The sequence below is a fragment of the Bacillus sp. J14TS2 genome, assembly GCF_018333015.1.
In the GTDB taxonomy this organism is placed as follows: Bacteria; Bacillota; Bacilli; order Bacillales; family Bacillaceae_C; genus Lederbergia.
Genome location: NZ_BORE01000009.1, coordinates 64,582 through 89,742, shown reverse-complemented (window position 1 = coordinate 89,742; position 25,161 = coordinate 64,582). Strand labels below are relative to the sequence as shown.

The 25,161-nt window shown below is 38.6% G+C and carries 17 protein-coding genes; 15 read left to right on the top strand and 2 right to left on the bottom strand.

Annotation, left to right across the window (positions count from 1 at the left end; genetic code table 11):
• Positions 1 to 31: 31 nt before the first annotated feature.
• The 7 genes from KI375_RS14850 (at position 32) to KI375_RS14820 (ending at position 10,414) form a co-directional block, all read left to right on the top strand.
• Positions 32 to 904, top strand: a complete 873-nt coding sequence (locus tag KI375_RS14850; RefSeq protein WP_212974258.1) for a sugar phosphate isomerase/epimerase family protein — start codon at positions 32 to 34, stop codon at positions 902 to 904.
• A gap of 450 nt (positions 905 to 1,354) precedes the next feature.
• Entirely contained in the window at positions 1,355 to 2,122 is a 768-nt protein-coding gene (locus tag KI375_RS14845; RefSeq protein ID WP_212974257.1) for a GntR family transcriptional regulator, read from the top strand.
• Between the two features lie 173 nt (positions 2,123 to 2,295).
• Positions 2,296 to 4,224 (top strand): CehA/McbA family metallohydrolase, encoded by a 1,929-nt coding sequence (locus tag KI375_RS14840; RefSeq protein ID WP_212974256.1) that lies wholly within the window; start codon positions 2,296 to 2,298, stop codon positions 4,222 to 4,224.
• Positions 4,225 to 4,360: 136 nt separating this feature from the next.
• Entirely contained in the window at positions 4,361 to 5,983 is a 1,623-nt protein-coding gene (locus tag KI375_RS14835) for a type 2 periplasmic-binding domain-containing protein (RefSeq protein ID WP_212974255.1), read from the top strand.
• 783 nt (positions 5,984 to 6,766) lie between these two features.
• Positions 6,767 to 7,564, top strand: a complete 798-nt coding sequence (locus KI375_RS14830) for an ABC transporter ATP-binding protein (RefSeq protein WP_212974254.1) — start codon at positions 6,767 to 6,769, stop codon at positions 7,562 to 7,564.
• Positions 7,565 to 7,623: 59 nt separating this feature from the next.
• Positions 7,624 to 9,021: a protoporphyrinogen oxidase gene (gene hemG / locus KI375_RS14825; RefSeq protein WP_212974253.1), complete on the top strand. Its 1,398-nt coding sequence runs from the start codon at positions 7,624 to 7,626 to the stop codon at positions 9,019 to 9,021.
• Positions 9,022 to 9,223: 202 nt separating this feature from the next.
• Positions 9,224 to 10,414: an MFS transporter gene (locus KI375_RS14820; protein ID WP_212974252.1), complete on the top strand. Its 1,191-nt coding sequence runs from the start codon at positions 9,224 to 9,226 to the stop codon at positions 10,412 to 10,414.
• Positions 10,415 to 10,666: 252 nt separating this feature from the next.
• Here the strand turns inward: KI375_RS14820 and KI375_RS14815 are convergent, their stop codons facing one another.
• On the bottom strand, positions 10,667 to 12,151 hold the full coding sequence (locus tag KI375_RS14815) for a cellulase family glycosylhydrolase (RefSeq protein ID WP_212974251.1): 1,485 nt from the start codon (positions 12,149 to 12,151) through the stop codon (positions 10,667 to 10,669).
• A gap of 177 nt (positions 12,152 to 12,328) precedes the next feature.
• Positions 12,329 to 12,946, bottom strand: a complete 618-nt coding sequence (locus tag KI375_RS14810; RefSeq protein ID WP_212974250.1) for a YktB family protein — start codon at positions 12,944 to 12,946, stop codon at positions 12,329 to 12,331.
• A gap of 193 nt (positions 12,947 to 13,139) precedes the next feature.
• Between KI375_RS14810 and KI375_RS14805 the strand changes: the two genes are divergently transcribed.
• From KI375_RS14805 to KI375_RS14770, 8 genes are all read left to right on the top strand, one after another.
• On the top strand, positions 13,140 to 14,648 hold the full coding sequence (locus KI375_RS14805; protein WP_212974249.1) for a DUF1846 domain-containing protein: 1,509 nt from the start codon (positions 13,140 to 13,142) through the stop codon (positions 14,646 to 14,648).
• 210 nt (positions 14,649 to 14,858) lie between these two features.
• Positions 14,859 to 15,824 (top strand): 2-hydroxyacid dehydrogenase, encoded by a 966-nt coding sequence (locus KI375_RS14800; RefSeq protein ID WP_212974248.1) that lies wholly within the window; start codon positions 14,859 to 14,861, stop codon positions 15,822 to 15,824.
• 44 nt (positions 15,825 to 15,868) lie between these two features.
• The gene (locus KI375_RS14795; RefSeq protein ID WP_212974247.1) at positions 15,869 to 18,121 is read left to right on the top strand and encodes a helix-turn-helix domain-containing protein; all 2,253 of its coding nucleotides are present in this window, start codon (positions 15,869 to 15,871) and stop codon (positions 18,119 to 18,121) included.
• A 302-nt stretch (positions 18,122 to 18,423) separates the two neighbouring features.
• A complete protein-coding gene (locus tag KI375_RS14790; protein WP_207450295.1) occupies positions 18,424 to 19,389 on the top strand; it encodes an ABC transporter permease in 966 nt (321 codons plus the stop codon).
• 16 nt (positions 19,390 to 19,405) lie between these two features.
• Complete coding sequence (locus tag KI375_RS14785; RefSeq protein WP_212974246.1) at positions 19,406 to 20,302, top strand: carbohydrate ABC transporter permease; 897 nt, start codon at positions 19,406 to 19,408, stop codon at positions 20,300 to 20,302.
• 41 nt (positions 20,303 to 20,343) lie between these two features.
• Positions 20,344 to 21,894, top strand: a complete 1,551-nt coding sequence (locus tag KI375_RS14780) for an extracellular solute-binding protein (protein ID WP_212974245.1) — start codon at positions 20,344 to 20,346, stop codon at positions 21,892 to 21,894.
• Positions 21,895 to 22,083: 189 nt separating this feature from the next.
• Complete coding sequence (locus KI375_RS14775) at positions 22,084 to 23,580, top strand: LamG-like jellyroll fold domain-containing protein (protein ID WP_212974244.1); 1,497 nt, start codon at positions 22,084 to 22,086, stop codon at positions 23,578 to 23,580.
• Between the two features lie 37 nt (positions 23,581 to 23,617).
• Complete coding sequence (locus KI375_RS14770) at positions 23,618 to 25,132, top strand: sulfatase family protein (RefSeq protein WP_212974243.1); 1,515 nt, start codon at positions 23,618 to 23,620, stop codon at positions 25,130 to 25,132.
• Positions 25,133 to 25,161 lie beyond the last annotated feature (29 nt).

Below are 25,161 nucleotides of genomic sequence, written 5' to 3'. Positions count from 1 at the left end.
AAATGTTACCTAAGAGAAGGGATGGAAAAGTATGAAATTAGGTTTAAGCACGTATAGTCTATTAGGTGCCATTAGAAAAGGTGAAATGACTGTACTGGATGTTGTAGATTGGATTGCAGATCAAGGTGGAGAACATATGGAAATTGTCCCTTATGGCTTTACACTTGTCGATAATCCCGCGCTTGCTGATGCTGTTTGCAATAGGGCGAAGGAGGTTGGCATTGAATTATCCAATTATTGTTTGCCGGCAAACTTTGTTCAAGAAACCGAAGAAGCCTTTGATCAGGAAGTAGCGAGAATTAAAGAGCATGTTGATTTGTGTCATCATATGGGAATCAAACATATGCGCCACGATGTAACAGCGTTTACTCTTCCACCAGAAAAAATTACGATTAAATGGTTTGAGGAGAATCTGCATCTAATGGTAGAAGGGAGTCGCCAAATTGCCGATTATGCCGCTCAATTTGGCATTACGACAACCATTGAAAATCACGGACAATGTGTACAACACAGTGACAGAGTTCAAAGAGTAATTTTGGAAACCAATCGTTCCAATTTCAATACAACATTGGATGTTGGGAACTTCCTATGTGTAGATGAAGATCCAATCGTAGGTGTGAAGAAGAATTTACCATTTGCATCCTTTATTCATTTTAAAGACTTCTATATTCGTCCTTATGATGAAAAACCTGGTGGAGGCAAATGGTTTACATCCGCAAATGGCAATTATTTAAGAGGGGCGATTGTTGGGCAGGGAGATGTTAACATTCCGAAAATCGTAAAACTTATTAAAGATTCGGGGTATGATGGCTACGTCTCACTAGAATTTGAAGGAATGGAAGAATGTAAAGAAGCGACAAAAATTGGTTTGGACAATATAAGGCGTTTCTGGGAATCAGCATAAGGGTTATTCTTGAAAAGAATCTATAAAGTTGTCTTGTTTTGGTGTTCTTAGACCTCTTCTAGGAACACCTTTTCTGTGTAGTTTTCTAGCTTCAGGTTGCCATCTACTTCCTATGAACGTCTTTTAAATTTCAAGTAGAATTCGGGGGCGTAGCAACTTTTCCTCCTCCGTGGCGTTAATCGAGAGAGGGCTGAAAAAGCGTAAGGGTGCCACACCAGACCGTAACGTTAAGTGGAAGAAGGTTGAAAAAGTGTAAGGGTGTCCTGTCGACCTCTATGCACCCGTTTAGAATTACTTGAAGGTTTCATATGCTGACAATTTTTTGAAAATTATTTATTGACTTTCCTGTTATTATAATATAATGTTATAACCACTAAGAGAGATATTTATGTAACATGTAAAAATCTCCATACTGTGAAAAATAAAATGATGATTTCTGGAGGAATAAACGTGCTAGATGATACTTTGCCGGTTAGTTTGCAATATCAACTGCGGAATAAATTACTTGAGAAAATCACGGAAGGATTTTGGCCACCAAGCACCCAAATTCCGAGTGAAAGGGAATTATGTGAGGAATACGGTGTTAGCCGTATGACTGTACGAGAAGTTCTAAAGGACTTGGCTCAAGAAGGCTACTTAATACGGAAACGAGGAAAAGGTACATTTGTAGCATTGCCTGAATTTAAACATGAGTTGACAAGTACTTATAGCTTGTCGGAGGAAATAGAGAAGGAGGGTCTAGAGTCAAAATTTCAAATTCTGAGTTTCCGCTTACTTAATTCCACCGCATTCTTACAACAAAATTTTGGAATATCTGATAATGAAAAAGTATATGAACTTATCCGTCTGCGCTTTATTGATGATGAACTGTTTGCTTGGGAGCGTGCTTATATTCCCTATTCCATTATGGAAGATACGACGGATGAACAGATTGAGAAAGAGGGTTTATATCCTACCATTTTCCGGCATTCGGGATTAATCGCTGAAAATGCAGAAGTCGAAGCAACGGCAATAAATTGTCCAGTTGAAATTGCTGAGCTGCTTCACTTACAGAAAAATGCCGCCGTCTTTTACCTTACTAGGTTAACTATGGCAAAAAATCGCTGTATTGAATACTGTGAAAGTTATATTCGCAGTGAGAAATATAAATATAAATACAAACAAACCTTAAGAAAGAAAGCAAATTTTGAGCGTGTTAAACAGGATACAACGAGTTAGGGATGCTGAGTACCCTAGTTAGGTTATAAGTAAGTTCTTCCTTGTTGAAATAGGAAAATTTCCGAGGAAGTATATTTTACACACAATATGTAAGCGGTTGCCAAGAGAGTTTAGATTACGGAATCATATGATCCGTGTTTCTAATAAACAATTTTTAAAAAGGGTGTGAACAAATGATTAGTAATGACCAAAGTAAAGATTTGCAAGAACTCGTTTTGTTGAGTGAAGGAAAAAGAGCAACTGCGGAGAAGCAAATAGCTGGTTTTGAAGCGGGAAAGGCGATTGATGGCAGAAGTGATACTTGCTGGGCAGCCAGCCCTTATTATAAATGGTGGAAGATTGATTTATTACAAACTTGCCAGATTAACAGAATGACTATTTGTACTAGTACAGAGATTGATCGCTATACTCACTATTTTATAGAATACAGCCAAGATAATCTGAATTGGCAGACGGTTGCTGAAAAAATGGATGAGACTGTAACTGTCAGTGGAGAAGAATATGAAGTATCATTTAAAGCCCGCTATATTCGGGTAACAATTACGTATTGCTCGTCCGGGGAGTCTGCACAAATTTATGATTTTAAGGTTTTTGGTCAAGAAGTGGATGAATCAAAGTTCGTTCCTAGTAAGGTATCTCCTTATAAAATTCCAGCGACTTTTTATGATGATGTCCGTGGGTTTTCTGAGATAGAGGTCTCTGATCTGGAGTCAGGCCAAAAAGATCAGGTGTTAATAGGCGGGAGTGTTGATAGTTATATAGTTTATCGTGGGATTGATTTTACCAAAGGTGGTGTGGATCAGCTGCGTGGGCATTTTGGTTTTACAGACTCAGATAAAAGTAAGCGGATCACAATGGAAGTAAGATTAGATGATGTGCATGGCAACAAAGTTGGGGAGATCGTTCTCTTTAGGCAATGGAAGGCTTGGTCAATCTTAGGTGGTCAGCTTGAACATTCAGATTCATCATTATTGACTGGAGTCCATGATGTCTACCTTATTATCAAGGAATCTGAACCTTCACAACGATTAATGATTCACTGGTTAGCGTTTGTAAGAAAATCAGCATTACCAGTGGCAAAACCAAGATCAGAAGCTATACCAGCGCCGCTTGATAGGGAGTATAAAATTTATTTTGGTAATCTACATAGTCATACCGATTTTTCGGATGGAGAAGGGGTCCCTGAGCATGCGTTTGATTATGCGAGGTATACGGCCGGTCTGGATTTCTTGGCAATTACCGAACACAGCAACCTTTATGATCATTATCTTGATTGGGATAAAAGCAGGAAATGGAAGGATATCCAGCTGATGGCCCAAAAGAAAACTGAAGAGGGGGCTTTTCTTGCATTAGTTGGTGCAGAAACAACTTGGTACAATCAGTTCGGCCATATGAATACATTTAATCTAGAGTTCTTCATCAATGCATATGAAACGAAATATAATGAAATCTCTGTTTACTACGAAATGATAAAGCAATATCCTGATTCAATCCATCAATGGAATCATCCGTGGTCGAGTGGAAATCGGCACTTGGATGCTTTTGAACCATATGATGCGGAAGTGGATGAAGTCCTTCATTTATTAGAGGTCAATCCGATCATATCGAAGGAACATGGGGGTCTCTATTATTATGTAATGGCTCTTGATAAGGGATGGCATTTGTCTCCTGCAGGTAACCAAGACAATCATCATGGACAGTGGGGAACTGCGAATACCCTTCGAACAGCAGTATTGGTCGACCATCTGACAAAAAAAGATTTCTTTGACGCAGTGAGACATCAACGAGTTTATTTTACCTCTGCTCTTCATTTAAAAGTTTGGTTTAAGGTTAACGGCTCAATCATGGGTTCTAGAATAAAACGATCAGAGACCTTGGAGTTTAGTGTTAAAGCTTTATATGGAGTAGACACAGGGCATCGTTTGGTTAAGGCGGAAATATACGGGGAGCATGGTCGTGTTCTTCATACTATTCACATTGATAGTCGGGAATGGGAAGATACTTTTTCACTCCCATGTAAGGAACGCTATTACTTTGTGAAGATTTATCAGGATGACGGGGAATTTGCCGTTACCTCACCGATTTGGATCAAGGGAGAATAAACCAATCCGGGTAAGCGAATGGAAGGGGGTGATACGTACAGAAAAGCATCTTTAAAAGCATTTGCAAATAAACCATTCGAAACAGAATGTATTGAGGAATTTCACATTATATTTTCCTAAATAAGGAGGGGCAATATTGAAATATAACAAGGTAGTTTTAATGTTACTGTCGTCCTTTATATTGGTTTTAGCTGCATGTAATGGAAAGCAAGCATCCGAACCGCAAACATCCGAAGTAGATGATGAAGAATTAGAGAATTTTAATGAATCTGGCATGCCGGTCGTAAATGAACCAATAACGCTTAAGTTTATGGCAGGAAAAGGGAGCAAAAATGCGGATGATTATAATGAAACTTTACTTTGGAAAACCTATGAAGAAATGACAAATATCCATATTGATTGGGAGCTGGTTGCCGCTGACGGTCGTGAGGAAAAAAGAAATCTTGCTTTGGCTGGCGGAACATTGCCTGATGTTTTTTATGCAATGGCGATTCCTAATGATGACTTATTAAAATATGGACAGCAAGAAGTCTTTGTAAAGTTGAATGATCTAATTGAAGAATATATGCCGAATTTAACAGCGTTATTGGAAGAATATCCGGATATTCGTAAAGGTGCCACTTTTCCTGATGGAAATATATATTCAATTCCAACCATTTATGATCCTGAATTTACTTCGGTGATCATGGGGCATAAGTTATGGGTTAGACAGGATTGGTTAGATCAATTAGAGATGAAAATGCCTGAAACAATCGATGATTTTTATGACTATTTAAAAGCTGTGAAAGAGACGGATTTAAATGGCAATGGCGAGCAAGATGAAATTCCTTATGGAGCTGGCAATATTACTGGTTTAAGAGATGCTTTGAAAGGTGCATTTGGTGTTGGGAACAGGGGATATAAGCATTCTTATCTTGATCAAGATCCTGATTCTGGGGATTTACGGTTTTATCCTATTTCTGATGGCTTTAAAGAAGAATTGGATTTTTTAAATAAGTTGTACTCCGAAGGACTTATCCAGGAAAATATTTTTACGATTGATGCAAATCAAAGCTATGCCCTAGGAGCTGAAGGTGTATACGGTAGTACCGTTTTTACTAGTACTGAAAGTGTTTATGGAGAAATGGGTGAAAAATTTGTTGGCGCTTCCGCTCTGGAGGGACCAGGTGGCAAGGCATTTAATAGAGCAACCTCTCCACTTGCTCATATGGGTGGTTTTGTGATCACTAATGAAAACGAAAATATTCCGGCGACATTAAGATGGTTGGACTATTTCTACAGTGAGGAAGGTGCGACATTATTCTTTATGGGGGTCGAGGGTGAAACCTATGAAATTGATGAAAATGGAGATATGCAGTACTTAGATAAGATTACGAACAGTGCTGATGGTTTAACAATGGAACAAGAATTAGCCAAATATATTACTTATCTTGGTGGAGGCTATCCAGGTCTTGTAAAAGAAGCGACATTTAAAGGAGCAGAAAGCTTACCATCCTCCATAGAAGCGGCGCAAAAACTCGAACCATTTATGCCTGAAGAAATTTGGCCGGATTTTACGTATACGATCGAGGAAAACAATAAGCTTTCTGCTTTACAGGCGGATATCCACAAATATGTCGATGAAATGCAGGATAAATTTATAACGGGCACTGAGCCATTATCAAAATGGGATGATTATGTAAAAGAAGTAGAAAAGATGAAGCTAGATGAATACATGGAAATTCAAAAGGCGGCTTATGAACGATATAAAAATAACTAATTCTTCATTATTCAGATGAAGATAATTATGGTCATATGAACTATTTATTCTCCTCTATATGAGATTGATTAGGAAGTCAATAACGTGTAGGGGAGATTTTTTATCTAAGTATGTCTCCATTGATTAACTCGCATTAGTAGAGGGGGTAGCACATTAATAGTAATGGGAGAATTCCGAGTTCTTATTTACTTCCTAGAAAACTCTTTCCGTTAAGTACGCAGTGTCATTCTTTGAATCGCATTCCAAAATTTCGAGTGAGTTTTGAGTACGTAGGAGCATCTATGAACCATTTTCCAAGAATTTGGGTGAGTTTTAAGTACGTAGAAGCATCTATGAACCATTTTCCAAGAATTTGGGTGAGTTTTAAGTACGTAGAATCGTCTATGAACCATATTCCAAGAATTCGAGTGAATTTTGAGTGCATAGAAGCGTCTATGAACCACTTTTCAAGAATTTAAGTGAATCTTGAGTACGTAGAAGCATCTATGAATCATATTCCAAGAATTCAAGTGAATTTTGAGTACGTAGAATCGTCTATGAACCATTTTCGAAGAATTTAAGTGAATTTCTTGTACGTAGCAACTTCTCCTGATCCCACCTTCACTTCCGTAAGAGCCCAAGAATTGCCGCATCCTCCAACTCAATAATGTTGAAGCGCAGATCCCTTCCGTTGCTCCGTAGCCAAGCTGATGATATCAACAGGTTTTTCTTCAAATAACTTAGTAAATTCGCTATAATGAGAACTATTATGTAAAAGCTTGGTCAATGAAAGGGAGTTTTAAGATGGAAAATACATTGGTTACTTTAAAAGATGTTTCCTGGCGTAGAGAAGGCAGGAAAATTTTAAATCAAATTGATTGGGAGATAAAAACAGGGGAGCATTGGGCTGTTTTAGGCTTAAATGGGTCAGGTAAAACCTCTTTGCTAAATATTTTAGCAGGTTATCAATTTCCAACGACTGGTGATGTGAACGTTCTCGGGTATGAATTCGGCAATTCGTACATCCCTAACTTACGTAATGAATTAGGGATATTCAGCAGTTCACTCGAAAGATTTTCAGAAACACTAGATTATGAAACGATTGAAGAAATTGTGGTGAGTGGTGAATTTGCTTCGATTGGCTTGTATCAAGAAGTTCCGCTAGAGGTCTGGGAAAAAGCGGATGCGCTCATCTCAAAATTCCGTCTAGATTACTTAAAAGGGAAGGAGTATCGCTACTTATCACATGGAGAAAAACGAAGAGTGTTAATCGCAAGAGCCTTAATGAATGATCCAAAACTGTTGATTATCGATGAGCCATGTTCGGGTCTCGATATTTTATCAAGAGAAGAGATCTTAATGTTGATCAAAGAGATCACTCAACAACAATGTCATGTCGTGTATGTCACACATCATATAGAGGAATTGACTGAAGAAATCACGCATGTATTGCTCTTACGAGAAGGAGAAATCGTTGGAAAGGGACCGAAAAAATCAGTATTAACAGATGAGCTATTATCTCAAACCTTTAAGTTAGGTTTGAATGTTCATTGGGCAGAGGGACGTCCTTGGGTTTCCGTTAAAAAGCCGTTAAATATCTGATTTCATCAATGAATATGGTACACTGAAAGCAGAAAATCAACGCAAATGAGGTGTACGAGATGAAGACGATTGTGATTATGGGTGGCGGTATAACAGGCCTATCTGCCGCATATTCTTTACATAAATGGAAAAAGGCTTCGCGGGCAAAGGTAAGATTGATTGTAGTGGAAGCAGAAGAGTCCTTGGGAGGAAAAATTCGTACGAGAATCGATCATAATTTCATTATGGAAACAGGGGCAGATTCAATTGTGACCCGTAAAATGGCGGAAATGGATTGGATTGATGAGCTCGGTTTAAAGGATGAAGTGGTCTATAACGCAACAGGCCAATCTTTTATTTATGTGGATGGTAATTTGGGAGCGATTCCGGCTGATTCTGTTTTCGGGATACCAGCTACCATAGAATCTTTGGCGAATAGTTCTTTAGTATCTGCTGCTGGAAAAGTTGAGGCGTTAAAGGATTTTTACTTACGAGATCGTACTTTCACAAAAGATGATTCCATTGGTGATTTTCTGCGTTACTATTTAGGGAATGAAATGGTGGAAAAACAAGTTTCTCCTGTTTTATCAGGCGTTTACTCCGGAAAATTGGAGGATTTGTCAATTGCTTCTACCTTGCCATACTTACTTGAATATAAAGAAAAATATGGCAGTATTATGAAGGGGCTTGAGGTTCATCGTGAAAAATTTAAGAGTAGTGGAGAGAAAAAATTCCTTTCTTTCCAAAATGGCTTAGGTACTTTTATGGAAGCGATGGCGCAAGCACTGGAGGATGTAGAAATTTTTACTTCCTTTCAAGCCAAGCAGATTGAAAAGCAAGGAACACGCTATCGAATTGCTTTCACTAATCATGAGGAAATTGAGGCGGATTATATAATTTCAGCTATTCCGGCTTCTGCTTCGCAATCTTTATTTAGCGAAACCGACATTGGGCAAGAATTTGCTTCATTCAAAACCAGCTCCCTAATTAGTGTGTATATGGGATATGATTTACCGGATGATTTGTTACCAGAAGAGGGAACAGGCTTTATTACGGCAAATAATAAGGAACTATCCTGTAATGCTTGTACATGGACCAGTCGGAAATGGCATCATACCTCTCGCCAAGGAAATTTACTTGTACGATTATTTTACAAGAGCAGTCATCCCGCCTTTTCAGCAATAAAAAATTTATCCGAAACAGAGCTGATTGAAGTCGCTCAATTAGATATTCAAAAAAGCTTGCAGATCACAGCAACTCCTGTCACCTCGAATGTGACAAAATGGATGGGAAATATGCCGACCTATCAGATTGATCATCAACAAACTGTTGAGAGGGTTGAAAAGATTTTGGCTGCTACTTATCCGCATATTAAGCTTGCGGGCTGTTCTTATTTTGGGGTGGGGATTCCAGATTGTATAAAGAGTGGGATTGAAACAGCTGAAAACGTCATCCAGCAGCTGGAGGAACAGATATAATATTAAAGAGGCTGGGACATAAGTATTCTCCATGAAAAACGAACAACTAGGAGGCATAGACTCTCGCTCCGGAAATATACTTCGCTTCCGCGGGAGTCTCCTCAGGCTTTTGCCAAATTCTTACTGAGTTTAACGACTTAATAATGCCTTCGCCTCGAGCATTGTGTGTCAATTCTTATGGAAGAGAAGAAAAGGTGAGCCCATGAAAATATTTAAAGATTTCCGTCATTTCTTGAAAATACAAGGAGCATGGTATTTAATCTTAGGGATTTTTCTTTATGGCATTGGCACAGGGATCCTATCGCCGATGAACGCGATTTATATGAGTGAAGGGATTGGGCTGTCGAAAGGGGAAATCGCAACCGTTTTCTCAGTTTCTGTTTTGTTAAATATGCTGATCACTATTTTGGTTGGGATGATGAGCGATAAGATGAAACAGAAAAAGCCATTACCCCTAATCGCTTTACTGCTTTGCATGACAGGTCTAATGATCTATATGCAAGCGGATACTTTTACCCAAGCCTTAATTGGCATGATTATTACTGTTGCACCATCAGGTCTGATTATGGGACAAATCTTTGCGATGGCTCGTAATCATTTTATCAAACTAGCCCCTGAAATTTTTGAAATTGCTCAAATCTGGTTAAGGGCAATGATGAGTGTAGGCTTTTTCACGGGATTATTGATTGGAGCCAATCTATATATATTCGCTGATTTTAAAGGTGTGTTGATTGGCAATCTATCAGGTTATTTGTTTTTATTTCTATTACTTTTATTTTATAAGGAATATAAGCATGGAGAGGGAGAAGGAACTCAAACAACAAAAGGTGAGCGTTTTTCACTTATTATGCTCCTTGCCCTATTATTATTTGGGTGCGCCGACTCTTTAAGAGGATTATATTTGCCACTTGTGATCGTTGATTTATTCGAAAAGCCTTATTTGATGTCTTATTTATGGAGTGTTCAAGCGGTTTTTGAATTATTGTTTATGACCTTTGCAGGCTATTGGGCGATGAAATTTGGCAGTAGACGAGTGTTTGTGCTTGGTGGGGTTTGTGCGGCCATTACGTATACGATTTATAGCTCAAGTCCGCCGCTATTTGTATTCTTCCTCGTCCAACCGTTGTATTCCTTTTTTGTCTCTGTGCTTTATGGGGTAGCAATGGGGTATGTACAAAGGATGTTCCATACAAAGATTGGTTTTGGATCAAGTCTTTATGTTTTTTTATTTCAAATGGCTTCCTTAGTTGGGTATGTATTACCAGTTTGGATTCAAGGGTATACACCAAAGATTTTTATGATTCCAGTGATTTTAGTGGGTACAGGGATTCTATTAATGGTAAGCTATATGCTTTTCATCCGCTCGAAAAAAGAGCTTGTCACAACGGTATAATGTTATAATGAAGAGGCTGGAATAATAGTATTTTCATAGGTGTCTATACTCCGCTTCGGAAATATTCTTTGCTTTTTGCGGGCAAGTGGCAATTCTCCTCAGGCTAGCCTTCCGGGGGCTTGCCGAGCTCTCACTTCCCGCAGGAGTCTCCGAATATTTCCTCCGCTAAGGTAATGGATGGTCGTCCTTGGGGCTTAACGTTTTCATGCTGTCTCAGCCTCTATTTGAATGCGTTTTTCTATATTAATTTACTTATCCTTTCGTGATTACTAAATGACGAATTGTGTTCCCTGTAGCGGGAATTTCCAAATACCCTGCTGGTGAATTCGTTAATTGATGGAGCAGGAAATTTGAACCGACTGGTGATAAAGAAACGGTTGCTTGTTCTACTTCCTGGATATTTGGGAAATAAAGAATCGTAGGTTTACTCAAGCTTTCTTTCCACCTCATTTGAAAGCTTCCTAATTCTTCCTCATGACGATATTGATATAAGCTTCCGGAAACAGCCATGGGATAAGCACGTCTTACACCTGAAAATGGCGCATATTGATCCATGTCTGCCGTATAGTCCCAATACGTATCACTACATAAATGGCGTTCTATTAATCGTTTTATATGTAATGCGATATGTGCCATATGATTCTGGTTGTAAAAAGCTCCCCACTCTCCTAGAATCATGGGCATTCCCAAACGCTGTTTCGTCTGTTCATGTCTTTCAAAAATAAACTCTAAACGATGATCATTGGCTGTATGAGCGAGATCGGTATCAACGACTATATCATAAGCATGGGGGGCGTATGCCTGTTGACTCTCTTTCTTTCCATCTTGACTCATTAAAGGTTGGATCATGCTACTCATACCCAAATTTGAAAAGTAATTAGTTTCCAAAAATAAGATCCCCTGTGGATCAATTGTGCGAATCGCATCTGCTGCTTTTTGATAAAAAGACGATAAAATATCTTGTTCAAATTTCTGTACAATCGCGGCAGGGGCATCGATGACTTGTTGAAAAGCTTCAATATCCTCTAGAAAATAAAAGTAATCCTCTTTTGGATCGGGGTCGATAAAGGCAGCCAAGATTTCTTTCTGTTCGATGCTTCCATTTTGAGATTGATAGATTTCTACATATTGATTCATCATTTTTTCCATTACATCAGTTGCAGCATGACCAATAAAAGGCTCATTCATCAAGTCGTAACCGATTACATTTGGTTCAACATGTAGTTTCTGGACGAGATATTTCCATGCATCGATAAAATGGTCCTGAATCCCTTTGCCAATGGGGCCAGGAGTGTTATGCCAAAAATGATCAAAAGCAGTTTGAACCGCTTTATTAAATAGATAAGCATCACTCCAAGTCGTGCCTGGCTCGTATTTTTCTCCATCTGTTAAAGTGGCCCAAGGCGGAGCACCATCTCCGAATCTAGAGCTAAATAAATCCTGATGCATATCCAAAAATACCCAAATATCTTGCTGATCTGCTAAACGAATGAAATGACGAAGGTTTTCGATATACTCATCATGATATACATTGGGCTCAGGCTCTAATCCATCCCAAATTACACCTAAGCGAATTACATTTATCCCCCAGCTCTTTAAGCGCTTAAAATCCTGCTCGCTCCAATCGCCAGTATAATGAGATTTCTTATCTTTACAAACCATATTAATCCCGTGAAGCAAAATTTCTCTTCCATCTGCATCAACAAATCGATGACCCTGTGCTTTGATTTTGTTCATTTTGGTCATTCTCCTATTATTTTATTTTTACAAATTCTTTGTTGAAAATCTGAACAATATTGATTTCCGCTTCAGGCGGCGTGTGGTGATCTTCCTCGTTGCTCTTTCTTACCTACCACGCTTATCCTTCATTTGTAATCAGTGGGAGATAAAGCCCCCACTGATTGAAGTTCTGCTTTACTTAAAAGCCAATTGGTATAGCGGCACAAGTGATTTAAACGTCTCTTTAACGTATTCTAAAAAGCGATCACCATCTTTGAGAAGTGGGTCATTTGGAGCTAGATGCTGACCAATTAAAAATTCTGCCTTTTTTACGTCACGAAAACGAGTCAGTACTTTTTCTAAATCCACCTCACGCAAAGGCAGCGCATCCTTTTTCATATGATCTTGGGAAATCATATAGTCATTAGGGATTGTTTTCTTGACCATGTTTAGATGATCTAAGAAATTTTGTGCCATTTTATCTTTATTTGGTAATTCATAAATAAAAGCTAGCCAGATAAAAACATGATCATCAAACAGTCCTACTTGAAAATGTGGATGTTTTTTATACCCCCGCTTATTGTCTGCGATCGCAAGCCATGTATCTTGAGGAGGGTTAACGGTTCTTCTAGCATGCCTAGCAATATGTAAAAACATTTCAGAACCAATCATTTCTGATAAGTCAGTTGCCAGAATTTCCCCTGCCTCTTTAAATTTTGGTTGAATCCGTTCTTGGATGGCTGCCATCCGTTCATCAAGGCTATCAATCAAAAAGGTATCGAAGTCTTGTTGCTCAAATCCGTTAAAATCCATTTGTTATGCTCCTTTCTTTACTCTTATTTGTTTTTAGCCTGCTCCGTGATTGCGCTTCTTAATCTTGGCACGTATACTATTATCAGTATACATGATCTAACTTTTATAGGAAAAGATTTCATTTGATTGTGGAACGGACGTAAGAAAGGTAAAATAGGCTTATTAGAAACATCGAAAGCAGGCTGAAGGAAAAATGAAAAAAATTGGATTTGATTCGGAGAAATACTTACAAGAACAATCATCTTATATCTTAGAACGGGTACAGCACTTTGATAAGCTGTATATGGAGTTCGGTGGAAAATTAATCGGCGATAAACATGCCAAGCGTGTTTTGCCGGGCTTTGATGAAGATGCAAAAATGAAATTACTGGCTACATTGAAAGAGAAAGCAGAGATTATTATCTGTGTGTACGCCAGAGACATCGAGCAGAATAAAGTACGTGAAGATTATGGCATTACATATGACCAGGATGTCTTACGCTTAATTGATGAATATCGGGGATACGGCATTTCTGTTAACAGCGTATTGGTCACACGCTATCAAGAGCAGCCAAATGCCAAAGTATTTATGGCAAAGCTGGAGCGGAATGGGGTTAATGTTTATACCCATCGTGCTATTCCAGGGTATCCAACAAATGTGGAAGCGGTCGTCGGTAAGAATGGTTTTGCTAAGAATCCCTATATTGAAACGACTAAGCCGATTGTAGTGGTGACAGCACCTGGTCCAGCAAGTGGAAAGCTCGCGACCTGTCTAAATCAGATGTACCACGAACATGAACGTGGAAAGAAGACAGGCTATGCCAAGTTCGAAACTTTCCCAGTTTGGAATTTACCATTGAAGCATCCAATAAATATTGCGTATGAAGCTGCTACTGTTGATTTAAAAGATGTGAATATGATTGATAATTATCATTATGAAGCGCACGGAGAAGTGGCTATTAATTATAATCGTGATATTGAGACCTTTCCTGTTATTAAACGGATCATTGAAAAAATTACCGGTAGAGAATCAGTCTACAGTTCGCCGACTGATATGGGTGTCAATCGTCTTAAAACGGCTATAATTGATGACCAGGTCGTCCAAGAGGCCGCAAAACAGGAAATCATCCGGCGCAGTTTCGCCGTAGAAAATGATTATAAAAAAGGACTGGCGGACGAAGAGACTCTTCGCCGTATGGAAGTGATCTTAGAAGAAATCGACTTGAAAAAAGAAGATCGAGTCCCTGTATTGCATGCTCGCAACTATGCAAAAACAGTTGAGGAAAGGGGAGGTGGCACGAATCCACAAGCGGTGATTGCCATCGAACTTCTGAATGGTGAGATCATCACCGGGCGAACCACATCTCTAATGGATGCTTCGGCAGCTGCGATTCTAAATGGGTTGAAGTCACTGGCAAATATTGCCGATGAAATAGACCTCCTAGCACCTATGATCTTAAAAACTATTCAGAGTTTAAAAACAGAAGGATTAAACAGTAGAATCCCGATATTAAGTGCTAATGAATTATTGATTGCATTGGCAATTAGTGCTGTCACCAATCCCACTGCTCAACTGGCTTATCACCAATTAGCGAATTTACAAGCCACACAAGCCCATTCAACGGTTATCTTGAACAGAGAAAACGAACAAACCTTGAAAAAGCTTGGAATTGATATTACCAATGATCCAGTATACCCAACAGAGAATTTATATTACAATTAATGCTGAAGTTTTGCCATTAAGCATATCCAGGATTCTTTATCGACCTGGGTTTCCATAGGGGCTCTTCTGTTGGATATTTAAGTCTGTATAGCCAATAAGAAGAGTCTGCAATGCGCAGATTAAATAGAGCGGGCATTTATCCCGCATTAACGGGCAGTAATACCCCCACTGATTGAAGGTTCATTTTATTGCAAGAATAGGAGGCTAATAATGAAACCAAATATTTATTTAAGTCAATCTGTTTCAGAAAAAGTCAGGGAATATTTAATGGAATATTGTGAAGTGAGAGAATGGCGCGGGGAAGATCGCATTCCACGGGAAACACTTTTGCAAGAAATCGCAAATGTAGAAGGTTTATTAACAGCTTGGCACAAAATAGATGAAGAATTACTAACAGCTGCGCCAAATTTAAAAGTTGTAAGTAATGTCTCTGTTGGCTATAACAATTTTGATGTGCACGTTTTAAAAGAACGAAATGTAATCGGAACCAATACTCCATATGTTTTAGATGACACAGTAGCAGACCTAACGTTGGCCCTTATGTTGACGACAGCAAGAAGAATTGCCGAACTTGATCATTATGTGAAAGCAAAGCAATGGGAGCCTGTGAAGGATGAAGATCAGTTCTTTGGATTGGATGTTCATCATGCGACAATCGGTATTATTGGGATGGGCCGAATTGGAGAGGCGGTTGCTCAACGTGCCAAGTTCGGCTTTAATATGAATGTCTTATATCACAATCGGAGCCGGAAACTGGAAGCAGAGAAAAAATATGATGCGGAATATTGCACATTGCCAAATCTCCTACAAAGGGCGGACTTTGTTGTGATGCTTACCCCTTTAACGCCAGAAACGCATCATTTGATTGGTGAACAGGAATTCAAACAAATGAAAAAGTCTGCTATTTTTGTAAACGTATCTCGTGGGCAAACGGTAGATGAACAAGCATTAATAGCGGCTTTACAAAATGGTGAGATCCATGGAGCGGGGCTTGATGTCTTCCAAAAAGAGCCAGTGGAAACAGATAATCCATTACTGAGCATGCGGAATGTTGTAACGCTTCCTCATATTGGCTCTGCTACAGCTAAAACGCGTGATGAGATGGCGATGCGTGCTGCTCAAAATATAGTTGCGGTGCTAACCGGAAAAGGCGCCATTGATCCTGTAACAGATTAACCTTAGAGAATGCAGATGATGATAAAGTGGAAGGGGGGAGGTACTTGAAAAAAAGGCGTTTAAGAATTCCGCTCAGTCTTCAGTTTTTATCTTTTTATATCCTAATTTTAATTGTCCCAGTGCTTTTTCTTGGCTCGATTATTCATTTCTATTTACTTGCGAATATAAAGGGACAGGTAATGGAGTCGAATGAAAAAAAGCTGATCCAAATGAAGGATATCCTTGACACAAAATTATCGGAGTTTCATAGGATTTCGTTACAGGTATCCTCTCAGCATGAATTAACGCCTTATTATGTGAACAACTTTTTTGACGTGTTTAAAGCAAAAAAAATATTAAACTATAAGGTTGGTAATGATTCTATCTATGAGCTTTTTTATTATATTAGGGGCAATGATTATTTATTTTCTGGTGATTCTAGCTATTCGTTTCCTTCCTTTACAGATAGTTATTTTCAATTTGAAAATTGGTCATACGAAGATTTTTATCAAACCTTAAATGAAAGTCAAAAGCCTTTTCTACGGAATCCGGAAAAGGTAAGAATATTTAATGGCAAAACAGTGAATATGATTACGTATGGTGTACCAGTTCCTTTCAATAGTAAGCACCCTTATGGCACATTGCTTTTTTTTATTGATGAAAAAATGATCCAAGATATGTTAAAAAATGTGGTCAACACTTCGGCAGGAAATGCCTTTATTTTAGATGATCAGTATCAGGTTGTAGCAGGCTTATATCATCGTCAACCCGAATTAAATGCTTTCATTAAGCAAGTCAATCAAGACGGAGCGGATGAGGTTAAAAGCATCATCATAGATCATGAAACATATTATGTATCTCATGTAAAATCCGAATTTCAAGATTGGAGTTTTTTTACTCTAACGCCTGAGTCAGAGTTAATGAAAGATGTTAATAGTGTAAAGCATAATGTGTTGATATCTTATGGGATCGTACTATTTATTGGAATTCTGTTGATCTATATTGGCATGCAAATAAATTATAAACCTTTGGGAAATTTGATCCGGCGCGTGGAGGAAAAATGGTCACGTGTAATCCAACAGCATCATGGTTTAGAAAAAATTTCGGAAGTAATGCATTATTCTGAGCTGAAGAATCAACACTTGAGTAAACATGTTGAAAAAAGCCGGCCAGTGATGCAACAGCATTTACTTATCCGCTTACTTCGTGGAGAAATTGCAGATTATCAGGAGTTGAATGCGTTAGGGGCGGAAATTCAATTACAATTAAAGGAAACAGACTATTACGTGATGTTGATGGAATTTCATCAGCAGAATATCCTCCATGATCCAATGAAACTCGGTGAAGTGAAGAAATGGCTTACATATCTACCAAATAAAGAAAAATACCAAATTGATCTAGGCGATTTGTTTGGAACATCTAAGCTTGTTTTTATCTTATCTGGTGAAGTCCACCATTCAGTATTAAATGATTGGTATATAAAAATAAGTAAAGAGAGCGATATTTCAGTGACAATTGGGGTTGGAAATAGCTACCGTGATACAACTCAGATGGGTAAGTCTCATTTGGAAGCGGAAACAGCTCTTCACTACCAATTAATCAAAGGGATCAATCAGATTATTTTTTTCTCAGAAACGTCTGCGGAAAATTTGAATTTGAATTGGTACGATCGGCAAATCGTCGACCAACTAGAGTTATGTATAAGACAGCGGAATATGGAGCAAGTTGAGAAGATTATGATGAAAATCACAGGAATCATCCAATCTGCTAACTCGAATTTATTTATGGCGAAATGCTTGATGTTTGATGTGTCTAGCACGGTTATGAGAATTATTCAGGATATTCAGCCTGCTCAAGAAAAGCATGATATGCTGCCAGATGTTTTACAAATCAATGACTTCCATTCTACCGAGGAAATGGAAGAAATGGTAACAAAAATAATACGGAATGTTTTTGATATTCATGACCAGGCACAGCCTGATCTGCAATTATTGGATGATTTATTAACATATATACAAGATCATTATCATGAATACCAGTTTTCCATACAAGCTTTAGCAGAGCATTTCTCCCTATCAGAAGCTTATATTATGCGTTATTTTAAAAAGCACACAGGTGAGACAATCTTACAGCATTTAAATCGTATACGTATGGACCAAACGAAATTTCTGTTAAAAACAAGCGATTTACAGGTAAAAGAGATTGCAATGCAAGTTGGCTATAGTGATGTTTCAAGTTTTATAAGGAAATTTAAGCAACAAGAAAACATGACACCAGGGGAATTTAGAAAAAAATATACAGAAAAAAATGTAATTTAAACTTGGCATCTGCCAAGTTTTTTTGATTTTTAAAGGATAGACAATTCCTTATGAAATCACATAAATCGTTGGTTTATCAAGGGTTATACGGGTTTGTAAATCGCATATTGGTTTCGTTTTCACATACAGAGTCCTTTTTAAGCAAATATGGTTTTGGCATATATCGTGTGAAATAACTGATTGCGGAAAAACGAAAAAATAATTTAAGCTTGGGTCACTGAACGGATCATTTAAGCGAAATGGTGAATCCGTTTGCAACAAGGCAATCAGATTTCTACATAGAAGAAAAGGAGGTACGAAATATGAAAGAACAAGGGGGAACAGCACTACAAAAGACGGAGCAAATCGTGTTGAGAAAAAGAACACCGAAGGAGAAAATAAAAAAACTTCTACAAAATTATGATCTTTATCTCTTATTATTACCAACACTGCTCTATTTTTTAGTATTCCATTATTTTCCGATGTATGGTGTACAAATTGCCTTTAAAAATTTCAATGCAGCTTCAGGGATCTTAGGGAGCCCTTGGATCGGCTTTGACCAATTTATCCGTTTCTTTCAATCTTATCAATTCTGGACAGTTTTAAAAAATACAATCGGATTGGCTCTTTTTGAATTTGCTGTATTTCCGATCCCAATTATTATGGCGCTATTATTAAATCAGCTTGTGAACCGTCGTTTTAAACGAATTGTACAAACCGTTACATACGCGCCCCATTTTATTTCAGTTGTAGTTTTAGTCGGGATGCTTTACCTATTTTTATCACCACGAAATGGAATCATTAATCAGGTCATTGCCCTATTTGGCGGAGATCCTATTTTCTTTTTTGGCATACCGGAATGGTTTAAACCATTATTTGTTTTCTCAGGTGTATGGCAAAGCCTTGGATGGGGGATGATTATTTATTTAGCAGCACTCACATCCATTAGTCCTGACTTGCATGAAGCAGCTGTGATGGATGGTGCGAGTAAGCTAAAAAGAATATGGCATATAGATATTCCGGGAATATTACCGACCGTAATTATTCTGTTGATCCTTAATATGGGGAATTTACTAAATGTCGGGTTTGAAAAGGTATACCTAATGCAAAATTCCGTGAATATTTCTTCATCAGAGATTATCCAAACCCATGTATATAAGGCTGGACTTTTAGGAGCTCAATTTAGTTACGCAACAGCCGTTGGGCTATTTAATTCAGTTATTAATTTTATCCTACTGATTGTTGTCAATCAGACAGCTAAAAAGGCTGGACAGAACAGTCTATGGTAGAAGGGAGGCCATTTGAATGAATCTTACAGCGAGAACAAAAGGTGATAAGATATTTGATCTTTTTAATACAATCTTTTTTATGATTGTATTATTTATCACCATCTATCCGCTTTATTTTATGGTGATTGCCTCTTTTAGCAGTCCTGATGCGGTTAATAATGGTGAAATCTGGTTATGGCCAAAGGATATTACCTTTAAAGGGTACGAAATGATTTTCGATCATGACAAAATCTGGACAGGCTATAAAAATTCAATTATTTACACAGTACTAGGAACGGCCATCAATGTTGTACTTACGATTACCGGTGGTTATGCCTTGTCAAGGAAAGATCTAGCTGGCAGAAATATGTTTATGTTTTTTATCGTGTTCACTATGTTTTTTAGCGGTGGGATGATTCCGTCCTATCTATTGGTAAAAGATCTTGGCATGGTGAATACGATTTGGGCGATGGTCATACCTAATGCCATTTCTGCCTATAATCTGATTATTGTTCGGACCTTTTTTCAAGGGACGATACCAGATGAATTATTAGAAGCAGGGAAGATAGATGGCTGTACAAACTTGAATTTCTTCTTGAAAATCGTTGTACCGCTCTCAACACCGATTATTGCCGTTATGGTCCTTTTCCATGCTGTTGGTCATTGGAATACGTATTTTAACGCACTGATTTATTTGCGTGATTCCGCCCTGCATCCTCTTCAATTAGTGCTCCGGGAAGTTTTAGTTTTATCCCAAGCGAATGAAGTGACGGATTCAGGAGCCTTGGCTGGGATGGAATCTGAAATGCAAAACATCTCCGAGTTAATAAAATATGGAGTTGTAATTATCGCGAGTCTGCCAATGTTAGTTTTATATCCATTTGTACAAAAGCATTTTGTAAAAGGTGTTATGATTGGATCCATAAAAGGATAATGGATCTGTTCATATATAATTAGACTGAAGGGGGAAAAGAAATGAGAAAAAGATGGCTGGTTCTTGTTGCACTGGTTCTACTTATATTAGGGGCCTGTAGTGGAAAGGATAAAAACAGTTCGAGCGAAGCAATCGAAGATTCAGGAGAGGAGAAGGTTACGTTAAACGGGTTTGGCGTAAAGGCACCTGCAGCTACAACAGATTGGGCTGATATGGAATTTCTAGATGAATTAGCTGAAAATGTGAACACAGAAATTAAGTGGACGAATGCGACTCCACAAACACAGCAGGAGCAAATTAACCTGATGTTTGCAAGTGATGATTTACCTGACTTTTTTTATTCTGCCTGGACCTTAGGAGCAAATGATATCGTCAAGTATGGAAGCAATGGTCAATTAATTGCTTTAGAAGATCTAATTGAAGAGAATGCTCCAAATATCAAAACATTTTTTGAAAAGAGACCAGAAATCGAAAAAATGATCACAGCTCCAGATGGTCATATCTATGCATTACCACTCTATGTTGAAGATCTTTGGAGTACTTCAAATGATGCCATGTTTGTAAATAAAAAGTGGTTGGATGAAGTTGGGATGGATATTCCCGAAACAACAGATGAATTTAAAGAAATGTTAACAGCATTTAAAGATAAAGATTTGAATGATAATGGAAAGAAGGATGAAATCCCATTCAGCTTTACGTATAGTAACGAAATCCGTGGGCCCCATTCTTTAAGTGGTTCGTTTGGAGTCGTTGGCCGTAAGCTTGGTGTAGAGAACGGGGAAGTATATTTGGCACCTGTTCGACCTGAATATAAAGAATATGTGAAATGGATGCATGAATTGTACAAAGAAGGATTAATCGATCCAGAAGCATTTACTCATGATATTAATGTGTATGATTCGAAAATAAAGTCTGCTACTCCAGTATTGGGTGCCTATTTTGCTTGGTCTAAATTCTCTAGCTTTGGTACTCTCGATAAAGATTATGTAGCGATACCGCCATTAAAGGGGCCTGATGGAGAGCAAATGTGGAATCGCTCATCCGGTTCATTAAGCCTTTCAGGATTCTCCATTACATCCGCCAATGAGAATCCGGCACGATCAATGAAGTGGGTTGATCAAATGTTTGATCCAGAGATAGCTGTTCAAGTTTATGCAGGACCTTTTGGCGTCAATTTGGAAAAAGATGGCGAGAAGATTGTTAAGAGTGAAGTGCCAGAAGGAACGAGCTACGAAGAGTTTAGGCACCAACAATCACCTGGTTCTTATGGAGTATATGCGATCTTACAGGAGACATTTGAAAAATTTGAATTGGATACGGGAGAAAAAGAAAAAATGGAATATGCAGAAATGTATGAGCCGTATCAACCAGAAGAAATATACCCCGATCTCTTGTATAGTGCTGAAGATGCTGAGCGTTTATCGATTTTAACGACCGATATTGACGGTTATATTGATGAAACGATCCCGAAATTCATTATTGAGGGGGATGTGGATTCGAAATGGGATAACTATATTGAACAATTGGAAAAAATGGGCTTAGATGAGTTGATAGATATTCACCAAAAGTATTATGATAGTTTTAAAGAATAATTGATGTAAGAAGATGTTCAAAAAGGCCGATAAAATGATACTGCTCCTTTTTGAACTCTCATTAGTAATCGATTTTGAATAAAGCTAGTAAAGGGATTTCCAAAATGGCATTCATTCCATAATAGAGTGAGTGCCATTCCTTTACTAGCAAATAACTAGATAAAATCAACAATCTTAAGGAGGGATAGGATGACGGAGCAAGATAGTGAATTTGTAGCGGACGTGCCTCGCTGGCGTCTAGCATACTCTCAGACAGAGACTAGGAAAGTTGAAGGAATAAATGGCCAAGTACTTGATCTGAGCGCCAGTGCTTCTATACGGAAAGCTGTATGTGAGCCGAATCCTTTACGAAAGTATTCAGGCGATTTTACTGTCAGTGTATGGGTAAAGGGCGACCGATTAAATGGCTTATTTGAGAATCGTTCATTTGATCTGATTGCTGCGACACATGAGATCGAGGGCCGTAAGATAGGATGGAAAATCGGAGTTCAAGCAAATGGTGCTTGGTATTGGCAAGCAACTGAAGGGGCGGAAACGTATAGATATGAACCTACAGCTAGTCGACAATCGATTCGTGATGGGCAGTGGCATTTTCTTTCCTTTACGTACTCTGCCACAAAACCGGAAATTCACCTGTATTATAATGGGTTGAATGTAGGGATCTATAGTGTTACTTTACAGACAAAACAAAGCTGGAATCAAGCTGAGGCGCTCTGGATTGGTGGAGAAGCGAAAAATGAAAGCGATTGTGAATCCTTCCCAGGACTGATTGATGAGGTATGGATAGATGATCAAACTCTTTCATCAAAACAGATTGCGAAACGCTTTTCTCAATATCGCCACCTTGAGCGGGCTCCAGAAAGACAGACCAAACATCTCAAGGTGATGACGTTCAACATCTGGAATGGTGGACGTGAGACGGGAGCTGAGATTGGCGTTCAGCGCGTAATTGATGTGATAAAAGATAGTGATGCAGATCTGATTATGATGCAGGAAACATATGGCTCTGGCCCCATCATTGCAGATGCTCTTGGTTATTATTTCTATTTAAGGAGCTCGAATTTATCCATTTTAAGTCGCTATCCAATTATTGATACATATCCATACTATCAAGCATTCCACTGTGGTGGAGCGCGGATTCGCCTAAATGAGGAACGATATGTGAATGTATTTTCGATTTGGTTACATTATCTTAGCGATTATTTGGAGAAACTGCATCGAAATGCGAATCTCAGTCAAGCGCAGTTACTTGAAGGCGAACAGGAACGGTTAAATGAATTGAGAGAGATACTTCAAGCACTTAAACCACTAACTGAAAAGTCAGAGCAAGAACCTTTATTATTATGCGGCGATTTTAACAGTGGTTCTCATTTAGATTGGATCGAAGCAACTCGATCACACCATAATGGCTATGTATTCCCGTTTCCACAGTCACTTATATTGGCTGAAGCAGGATATAGAGATACATATCGGGAAATTCACCCTGATCCAGTTACAGACCCAGCTATTACATGGCCCGCTTGGGAACAGGATGATTATATTAGTGATCGCATTGATTATATCTATCTGCATGGCACCCAGCTTGATCCACAGTTTGCGAGGAAGATCGATACACATCCTGTCCATTTTCCATCTGATCACGCGGCGGTTTTGGTTAATTTTCGGATTGAAGAACCGATGAAATGAAGGCTAGATAAAAAAATTTGAGATAGACGGAGGTATAATGATGAAAAAGCCAAATATATTACTCATTACAAGTGATCAGCAGCATTGGGATACAATTGGTGCTTTTAACAGTGAGATTTCAACACCTAATTTAGACCGCTTGGTTCGCGAGGGAACTGTTTTCAATCGGGCTTATTGTCCAAATCCAACTTGCACACCGTCAAGAGCATCGATTATCACTGGTGCGTATCCAAGTCAACATGGTGCCTGGTCGCTTGGGACAAAATTACCTGAGGAGCAGTTAACGGTTGGGGAGGTGTTTCAGGAAAACGGATACAGAACTGGATTGATTGGCAAGGCTCACTTTCAACCACTAAAAGATACCGAAGAATATTCATCCATTGAATCCTACCCTTTGTTAACGGATTTGGATTATTGGAAGAAATTTAACGGCCCTTTTTATGGCTTTGAGCATATTGAACTTACGCGGAATCATACAAATGAACATTTGGTTGGTCAACATTATGCCTTATGGATGGAGGAAAAGGGCTGTAAAAATTGGCGGGACTATTATTTACCACCAACAGGAACAATGGACCCTGATGAAAAGTACAAATGGGCAATTCCGGAAAAATATCACTATAATACATGGATAGCTGAACGGACAAATGAAAAGCTAACAGAGTATCAGGAAAAAGATGAGTCATTTTTCTTATGGGCTAGTTTCTTTGATCCGCATCCGCCTTATCTTGTGCCAGAACCATGGGATACGATGTATGACCCAGAACAATTGACTTTACCAACGATTGTACCGGGAGAGCATGATAAAAATCCGCCTCATTTTCAATTAACACAAGAAGAGAACCCGGATTTTTCCGCCTATCAGGAAACAGATATAGGCAATATTGGTTTTCGTTCCCATGCGCAGATAACGGAACAAGAGGCCAGGCAAAATATGGGCGTCTATTATGGCATGATTAGTATGATGGACAAGTATATCGGAAAAATATTAGATCGATTAGATGAGCTTGGACTCGCTGAAGATACGATTGTTGTCTTTACAACCGATCACGGACATTTTTTCGGACAACATGGTCTACATGATAAAGGTGGATTTCATTATGAAGATGTGATTAAGCTGCCTTTTATTGTGCGCTCTCCGGGGAGAGTTCCTACTGGAAAAACGACAGAAGCAATGCAATCCCTTGTTGATTTGGCTCCGACATTTTTAAGCTTTGCGGACATCGAAATCCCCCATACGATGACAGGTAGAGATCAAAAAAAGGTATGGTTAGGGGAAACAGAACAAGCAAGGGAACATATTTTATGTGAGAATCGTACACAGCCAACTGCGCTTCATATGAAGACATATGTAAATCAACGCTATAAACTAACGATCTATTATAATCAAACATATGGAGAGTTATTCGATTTACAAGAAGACCCAAGGGAGATGTATAACCGCTGGGATGATCCAGAATATGCCGGGATCAAAGCAGATTTACTATTAGAGTATGCGTGGGCAGAACTTGGAATAGAACCACTTTCGATGCCAAGGGTTTGGTGGGCATAATCTCTTATATAAAAAGTAGTGAAGACTCC

Bases quoted from the DNA above. Each gene is read 5' to 3' on its own strand.
- KI375_RS14850 (WP_212974258.1), top strand. From the start codon at position 32: ATGAAATTAGGTTTAAGCACGTATAGTCTATTAGGTGCCATTAGAAAA.
- KI375_RS14840 (WP_212974256.1), top strand. From the start codon at position 2,296: ATGATTAGTAATGACCAAAGTAAAGATTTGCAAGAACTCGTTTTGTTG.
- KI375_RS14830 (WP_212974254.1), top strand. From the start codon at position 6,767: ATGGAAAATACATTGGTTACTTTAAAAGATGTTTCCTGGCGTAGAGAA.
- hemG (WP_212974253.1), top strand. From the start codon at position 7,624: ATGAAGACGATTGTGATTATGGGTGGCGGTATAACAGGCCTATCTGCC.
- KI375_RS14820 (WP_212974252.1), top strand. From the start codon at position 9,224: ATGAAAATATTTAAAGATTTCCGTCATTTCTTGAAAATACAAGGAGCA.
- KI375_RS14815 (WP_212974251.1), bottom strand. From the start codon at position 12,151: ATGAACAAAATCAAAGCACAGGGTCATCGATTTGTTGATGCAGATGGA.
- KI375_RS14810 (WP_212974250.1), bottom strand. From the start codon at position 12,946: ATGGATTTTAACGGATTTGAGCAACAAGACTTCGATACCTTTTTGATT.
- KI375_RS14805 (WP_212974249.1), top strand. From the start codon at position 13,140: ATGAAAAAAATTGGATTTGATTCGGAGAAATACTTACAAGAACAATCA.
- KI375_RS14800 (WP_212974248.1), top strand. From the start codon at position 14,859: ATGAAACCAAATATTTATTTAAGTCAATCTGTTTCAGAAAAAGTCAGG.
- KI375_RS14790 (WP_207450295.1), top strand. From the start codon at position 18,424: ATGAAAGAACAAGGGGGAACAGCACTACAAAAGACGGAGCAAATCGTG.
- KI375_RS14785 (WP_212974246.1), top strand. From the start codon at position 19,406: ATGAATCTTACAGCGAGAACAAAAGGTGATAAGATATTTGATCTTTTT.
- KI375_RS14780 (WP_212974245.1), top strand. From the start codon at position 20,344: ATGAGAAAAAGATGGCTGGTTCTTGTTGCACTGGTTCTACTTATATTA.
- KI375_RS14775 (WP_212974244.1), top strand. From the start codon at position 22,084: ATGACGGAGCAAGATAGTGAATTTGTAGCGGACGTGCCTCGCTGGCGT.
- KI375_RS14770 (WP_212974243.1), top strand. From the start codon at position 23,618: ATGATGAAAAAGCCAAATATATTACTCATTACAAGTGATCAGCAGCAT.